Below are 6,289 nucleotides of genomic sequence, written 5' to 3'. Positions count from 1 at the left end.
AGACTTCCTCCACACCTACAACCACCACCGAAGCCACACCGCACTCGGCGGCCAGCCACCCGTCAGCCGAGTTAACAACGCTCCAGGTCAATACACCTAGGGCGTGGAGCGCACTCCAACGCGGCGCCGGGCTCGGCGTGCGGGGGCGTCGCCGCTGGTCAGCCGGTGAGGAGCTGCTTGCCGGTGGCGGCGTCGACGACCTTGCGGTCGTCCAGCGCGCTCTTCAGTCGCACCTTCACCTTGTCGGTGGCGAGCTGCGCGGTGCACATGCCCTTCGGGTTCTTGGGCTTTCCCCAGCCGGAGATGACCACGAAGTCCTTCGACTCGTGGGTGTGCACGCCGTAGCGCGCGTCGCACCCGCCGTGGCCGACGGTCACCGTGATCTCCCGTACGCCGGTGTCCTTGGGGCGGTCCGCGCCGGCCAGCGGCAGCATCGTGTCGTGCCGGCCCTGGACGGCGGAGACCTTCGGCCAGTCCCGCTCTATCTGGTCCGCCCGCTTCTCGAACGGGTCCTTCTTCTTCGGGGGCGCCGTGCCCACCTTCTGGGTGTCGCCTCCGCAGCCGGACAGCGCCAGCGTGCCGGCGGCCGCCATCGCGAGCACGACGGCGAACGGACGGAACGGGGAGCGGACGCGGGAGGGGGCGGCGGTACCGGCCTCGACGGGCGTCTGCTGTGCGGTGGGTCCTCGCATGACTTGCCTCCTTGGGTCACCGGTGGGACGTGGCCGGCCCGCGTCGGGTTCCGATGACCTTCGCCGTACCGCTCGATCCGCCCCCGGCGAAACCGGCGGCGCGGCGGGGGCGTGCGCCGCTAGCGTCCGCTCCATGGACTCCCTCACCCAGGTCGCGCCCCATGTCTGGCAGGTGCCGTTCCCCGTCGGGCATGTCCACGTCGTCGCGCTCCCCGACAGCGGGTACGCGGTCGTCGACACGGCCGTCCCCGGCTCGGCCCCCGCCATCCTCGACGCGCTGGCCCGCCTGGGCGCCAGCCCCCACGACCTGCGGCAGATCGTGGTGACCCACTCCCACATCGATCACATGGGCTCGGCGGCCGACCTCGTCGAGGCCACCGGCGCCCGGGTGCTGGCGGGTGCCGCGGACGCCCCGGTCATCCGTGGCGCCGCCCCCGAGCGGCAGCCGGTGCACACCCCCGCGGAGCATGACCTGCACGAACAGATCATGGTGGGCTTCGCCGCGGCGGGGCTCCCGCCGCTGCGCCACGTCGGTGTCGATGTCGAGCTGCACGACGGCGACACCCTGGACGGCTGGCCGGAGGAGGTCCGGGTCCTGCACGTGCCGGGACACACACCGGGCGGTATCGCCCTGCATCTGACCGGCAGCATGCTGCTCTTCCCCGGCGACATCATCGGCACTGTGGGCGGGCGCGCGGTGCTGGGTCCGTTCAATGTGGACCGCGCCGGGGCCATCGCGTCCTTCCGCCGGCTGGCAGCCCTCGGCGACGTCGACACCGTGTGCGTGCCGCACGGTGAACCGATCCGGACGGGGGCGCGGGAGGTGCTGGCCTCGGCCACTCCTGAGGAGGACTGGCTGTGAAGGCGGGCGCGGACGTACCCGCACGGGGGCCGGGCTCCCCGGCCGTGACGTTGCAGCTGACCGTGCGCGACCTGCTGCCTCCCGACTCCCGGCGTGCGGCTGGTCAGGGTCTCCCCTCCATCTGCGGTCCGTGGCAGGGGAGTTGGAGCGCGCCCGACAGGGCGACGTGGACTACCTGGCGGTGTGCCCGCCGTCCGGTCTGCCGGTGGCGATCGGCGGCGTCGACTACCGGGCGCGTACGGACGCCGGCCTTCTCCGGCAGCTCGCGGTACTGCCCGCTCTTCAGTCCTGCGGCATCGGTAGCGTCCTGATCGCCGGGGCGGAAGAGCGGATCCGCGGCCGGGGCCTGCGCCACGCCGAACTCGCCGTGGAGGAGGAGAACCCGAGGGCGCGCGCCCTCTACGAGCGGCTCGGTTACGTCGCGTACGGGCAGGAGGCCGAGGTCTGGGGCGAGCAGGGGCCGGACGGCGCGGTGCGACGACACGAGGCGATGTGCATCCGGATGCGCAAGGCGCTGTAGCGATGAACTCCGTTTGGCTGTGCGGCCCGCGGGGCGCCGACGGGGCAGCGCAATGCCGCGATGCCACCGGGCCGGTCCTCGCACGGGCGCCCGTCAGCCGGACTCGCGCGCCTCGATGTGGAAGGTGCCCAGGCGGTGCGGGGCGGGTTCGGCGTCGGGGTCGCGAATCAGGGTGTCGACCAGGCGGGCGATCCGGTCCGGCGGGGTGATATCGGCCCGCACACTGGTCAACCGCGGCCGCAGCAGCCGGCCGAGCAGCAGATCGTCGGCGCCGACCACCGCGATCGAGGGGGCGGCGGCGCCGATGGTGTGCCCGGCGTCCTGGAGGGCTCGCATCAGCAGCATCGCGTACTCGTCGTTGTATGCGAAGACCGAGTCCAGACCGAGGTCGGGCCAGGCGGCGGCGAGCCGCGCGGCGGATTCCTCGGTGAGCGACAGGCCGAGCGGCCGGACCTCCGCGCCGGGGTGCCGGGCGGCCGCTGCCCGGACGCCCGACAGACGCGGTGCGGCGAAGGCCGCAAGACCCGGTTCGGCCGGCTCGATGACGCCTATCCGGCGCCGGCCGCGGGCCAACAGGTGCTCACCGGCCCGCATCCCGGCTTCCCGTTGGTCCAGGACCAGGGTGTGGGTGCCCGGGGTGACCGGCGGGCCGTGGGTGAGAACGGCGGCCGTGCCGGAGCGTTTGAGGAGCGCGACGGCGCCGGCGTCCAGCGGGGGATCGTGCAGGGCCAGCACCGCGGCGGGCCGGAGTTCCGCCCAGGCGCGGGCGGCCGCGTCCGGGGAGGCGGCGGGCGCGCCGTGCAGGACGCCGGTGTAGCCGAGGCGGAGCAGCGAGGTCTGAAAACCGGCGAGGAACGTGGTGAAGAGCGGGCCGAAGGCCGGGGCGGTGTCGGCGGGAGCGGCCATCAGCACGAGACTGCCGCGGCCGGCCCGCAGGCTGCGTGCGGCGGCGTGCGGTACGTACCCCAACTCCTCGGCGGCGGCCCGGACCCGCTCTTGGGTGCGGGCACTGACGCGCCCGGCGGCCTGCCCGTTCAGGACGTAGGAGACGGTCGCGCGGGAGACCCCGGCGCGCCGGGCAACGGCCGCGCTGGTCGGGGGTGTTGAGGTGGCACGGGGGCCGGCTGCGTCAGTCATGTGCTGGGCATCCTCGCACAAGGGTTTGTGCGGCGGACGGCGGACGGCGACGCTTCTGGGCGTCGGGGGGTTACACGTGTAATCTTCCGGCGGTTCCCCGGTGCGGAGCCGGGGGCGGCCGGGGGCCGGTGACGGGAGAGAGGTACGGGCATGCAGCTGCACACCCAGGAATGGGGCGCGGGCGACCGGGTCGCGGTGCTGGTCCACGGGATCATGTCCGATCACCGCACCTGGCGCCGGGTCGGCCCGGCACTGGCCGAACGGGGCTACCGCGTCATCGGCGTCGACCTGCGCGGCCACGGCCGCAGCCCCCGTGGCGACTATGCCCCGGAGCTGTTCGCCGACGACCTGGTCGACACCCTGCCTTCCGGGGTGGAGGTGGCGCTCGGCCACTCACTGGGGGGCCTGGCGCTGTCGCTGGCCGCGGAGCGGCTGCGGCCGCGGCGGGCGGTCTACAGCGACCCGGCGTGGTCCCTCGGTGCGTCGGGGCAGGTGGTGGACCCGGCCGTGTTCGTGTCCTTCAAGAGCGCCTCCCGCGCGATGGTGCGGCAGTTCAACCCGCGCTGGGAGGAGGCCGACGTCGACATCGAGCTGGAGACGGTGGCGGCCTGGGACTCCGGTACCGCCCTCGCGCTGTCCGGCACCCGCCTGGAGGATCGCACGCCCGCGCGGCCGGTCGTGCCGTCCCTGGTGCAGATCGCGGGGGAGGGGTTCCTCTTCACCGAGCCGTCGGCGGACCGGCTGACGGACCGCGGCTTCGCGGTCCGTACGGTGCCCGGCGCCGGGCACACCATTCACCGCGATGACTTCGATGCCTTCATGGCGGGCCTCGCGGGCTGGGTGTAGGACGCCGTGCGGGAGCAGGAGTATCGGGGATGTCGCGCCAACTGCTTTCATTCCAGGGCTGGTTGACTGTAGGGGCGTCGCGCTGTCCCGTCAGGTGTCGCAGTCCAGCAGGGTCTTGCACAGGCCGCAACGCGCCTGAACCCGTCCGCGGACCGGTACGCGGATGCGCTGGTGGCAGGTGGGGCACGGGAACGACACCCGCTCCGGCCCCGGCCCTTCGAAGGCGTAACCGTCGCCCGCGGCCGGCGCCGGGGCGCCGGGCCGGGGGTCCCGAGCCGCGCGGCGGTCCTTGGCGTAGCGGTGCCGCGCGGTCCAGCCTGCGGCGGCCAGCGGTGGCCGGCGGGCCTCCCGGCGGGCCATGGCCTGCCCCGCCGTATACGCGTCGTACGCCTGTGGGCTGGTGAACCACGGCGCCGGGTCCTCGTCGAAGAACTGCGCGCGCTGGGCCAGTACGTAGCCGAACTCCTCCGGCGTCAGATATCCGAGCTTCTGTGAGAACGGACCGTGCTCGCGGTAGGCGTCGAGCAGCAGCCAGCCCGCGCCGAGATAGGTGGTGGCGGTGTCGGTGAGGATCTCGTTGTCGCGGGTGCCGGGGAAGGACAGGTCCAGACGGTGCAGCCAGACGTGCGCCACTTCGTGGGCCAGGGCCGCGCCGATGTCCTTGCGGTGGGTCTTGAACCGCTCGTTGAGTTCGATGAAGTACTCCGGGCCCGCGGTCAGTTCGACGTTCGCGGCGTGTTCCATCTCGCGGAAGCCGACGACCACCCGGGCTTGCGGCAGCCGCAGATGCCCGACCATGACCCGGGCGATCCGCTGCGCTCCGAGGTAGAGGTCCTCGCTGTCGTCGAAGGCGACGTCGACGGGCGGCACGCTGGTCGCGTAGGTGCTCACCGTGTCATGACTCAGGCGCCGGTAGAGGGCCGTGACGGCCGCGCGCACCGTCTCGATGTGGGGAAAGCCGTGCTCGATGTCCTTGCCGCCCGTTGCCACCGGGCCACTGTACGGCTGACCGTGATCGACCGGTATGAGCCGTACGGGGCGTCATCGGTACCGGAGTTGGCCGGATGCATCCTCTTGTCACCCTGAACGACCACTACACATAATCAACAGTGCGCTTTACGGACTCATCCCCCACTGGGTTCGGACGCCTTGCGGCGTGCTGCCGTCTTCCACGCACTTCTTGCGGCGGCCACGTCCGGCTCCGGTGGTTGGCATGGGCTCGTCACAGACGTGCAACCCCCCACGAAAGGAAGCCCGTTGCGCAGCTACCTGAAGCACCTCAAGAGAACCACCGCAGTCGGCGCGATCGCCCTGGCCGCCTTCAGCCTCCAGCCCGGCTCCGCCTTCGCCGGCCCCGCGCCCGACCCCACCGGCACCGTTGACACCAAGGTCGTCGGCGGCACCAAGGCCGAGCAGGGTGAATTCCCCTTCATGGTCCGGCTCTCGATGGGCTGCGGCGGTGCCCTCTACGCCAAGGACGTCGTGCTGACGGCGGCGCACTGCGTCGACGGCAGCGGCCCGAACACCTCCATCACCGCGACCGCGGGCGTGGTCGACCTGGAGGACTCCGCCGCGGTCACCGCCAAGTCCACCGAGGTCCTCCAGGCTCCCGGCTACAACGGCAAGGGCAAGGACTGGGCGCTGATCAAGCTCGACAAGCCGCTCGACCTGCCGACCCTGAAGATCGCCGAGGACGACAAGCTCAACAACGGCGACTTCGAGATCGCCGGCTGGGGTGCCGACAAGGAAGGCGGCGAGCAGCAGCGCTACCTCCTCAAGGCGACCGTGCCCTTCATCGACGACGCCACCTGCGAGAAGGCGTACGGCGACTCGCTGACGCCGGGCGACGAGATCTGCGCCGGGAAGCTCGACACCGGCGGCGTCGACACCTGCCAGGGCGACTCCGGCGGCCCGATGTTCCGTAAGGACGAGGCCGGCGAGTGGCTCCAGGTGGGCATCGTCTCCTGGGGCGAGGGCTGCGCACGGCCCGGCAAGCCCGGTGTCTACAGCGAGGTGAGCACCTTCGCCGCGGACATCAAGAAGGCAGCCGGGGAGCTCGGCGGCTGACCCACGCAGTGACGGACGGGCCCGGGGACGCGTTCCCCGGGCCCTTTCGCCGTTGCCGGGGCCCGGCCGCACCCGCGCCGTGCTCCGCCCTCTCGTACCCCGCGCACTCGTGCGCCCCTCCCGGCCCGCGCCCGTTAGTCCAACACCTGTCCCTCCTTTGTCCAT

Annotated in this window: 6 protein-coding genes and 2 pseudogenes; 5 read left to right on the top strand and 3 right to left on the bottom strand. The window is 72.5% G+C overall.

Annotation, left to right across the window (positions count from 1 at the left end; all coding sequences use genetic code 11):
• Positions 1–100: pseudogene (locus ACGFZW_RS28205) on the top strand (IS481 family transposase); the annotation flags it as partial.
• A 58-nt stretch (positions 101–158) separates the two neighbouring features.
• Here the strand turns inward: ACGFZW_RS28205 and ACGFZW_RS28200 are convergent.
• Positions 159–692: a hypothetical protein gene (locus ACGFZW_RS28200; RefSeq protein WP_393896035.1), complete on the bottom strand. Its 534-nt coding sequence runs from the start codon at positions 690–692 to the stop codon at positions 159–161.
• Between the two features lie 133 nt (positions 693–825).
• Here ACGFZW_RS28200 and ACGFZW_RS28195 point away from each other — a divergent pair, with 133 nt between their 5' ends.
• Both ACGFZW_RS28195 and ACGFZW_RS28190 read left to right on the top strand, forming a co-directional pair.
• On the top strand, positions 826–1,554 hold the full coding sequence (locus ACGFZW_RS28195) for an MBL fold metallo-hydrolase (RefSeq protein WP_393896034.1): 729 nt from the start codon (positions 826–828) through the stop codon (positions 1,552–1,554).
• Between the two features lie 44 nt (positions 1,555–1,598).
• Positions 1,599–2,074, top strand: a pseudogene (locus tag ACGFZW_RS28190) (GNAT family N-acetyltransferase).
• A 93-nt stretch (positions 2,075–2,167) separates the two neighbouring features.
• Here the strand turns inward: ACGFZW_RS28190 and ACGFZW_RS28185 are convergent.
• Positions 2,168–3,211, bottom strand: coding sequence for a LacI family DNA-binding transcriptional regulator (locus tag ACGFZW_RS28185; protein ID WP_393896033.1), 1,044 nt, complete (start codon positions 3,209–3,211; stop codon positions 2,168–2,170).
• A 150-nt stretch (positions 3,212–3,361) separates the two neighbouring features.
• Here ACGFZW_RS28185 and ACGFZW_RS28180 point away from each other — a divergent pair, with 150 nt between their 5' ends.
• Positions 3,362–4,057, top strand: coding sequence for an alpha/beta fold hydrolase (locus ACGFZW_RS28180; RefSeq protein ID WP_393896032.1), 696 nt, complete (start codon positions 3,362–3,364; stop codon positions 4,055–4,057).
• Between the two features lie 90 nt (positions 4,058–4,147).
• Here ACGFZW_RS28180 and ACGFZW_RS28175 read toward each other — a convergent pair whose 3' ends face one another.
• Positions 4,148–5,047, bottom strand: a complete 900-nt coding sequence (locus ACGFZW_RS28175; RefSeq protein ID WP_393896031.1) for a hypothetical protein — start codon at positions 5,045–5,047, stop codon at positions 4,148–4,150.
• A gap of 267 nt (positions 5,048–5,314) precedes the next feature.
• Here ACGFZW_RS28175 and ACGFZW_RS28170 point away from each other — a divergent pair, with 267 nt between their 5' ends.
• Positions 5,315–6,124, top strand: a complete 810-nt coding sequence (locus tag ACGFZW_RS28170) for a S1 family peptidase (RefSeq protein WP_393896030.1) — start codon at positions 5,315–5,317, stop codon at positions 6,122–6,124.
• The last annotated feature ends 165 nt before the right edge of the window (positions 6,125–6,289 follow it).

The sequence above is a fragment of the Streptomyces sp. NPDC048248 genome (assembly GCF_043201875.1).
Classification (GTDB): Bacteria; Actinomycetota; Actinomycetes; order Streptomycetales; family Streptomycetaceae; genus Streptomyces.
The sequence above is the reverse complement of the archived record's forward strand: the minus strand, read 5'-3'. Positions and strand labels throughout refer to the sequence as shown.

What these genes read in the sequence shown, in the direction of transcription:
- ACGFZW_RS28200 (WP_393896035.1), bottom strand. Translation starts at nt 692, where the DNA reads ATGCGAGGACCCACCGCACAGCAGACGCCCGTCGAGGCCGGTACCGCC.
- ACGFZW_RS28195 (WP_393896034.1), top strand. Translation starts at nt 826, where the DNA reads ATGGACTCCCTCACCCAGGTCGCGCCCCATGTCTGGCAGGTGCCGTTC.
- ACGFZW_RS28185 (WP_393896033.1), bottom strand. Translation starts at nt 3,211, where the DNA reads ATGACTGACGCAGCCGGCCCCCGTGCCACCTCAACACCCCCGACCAGC.
- ACGFZW_RS28180 (WP_393896032.1), top strand. Translation starts at nt 3,362, where the DNA reads ATGCAGCTGCACACCCAGGAATGGGGCGCGGGCGACCGGGTCGCGGTG.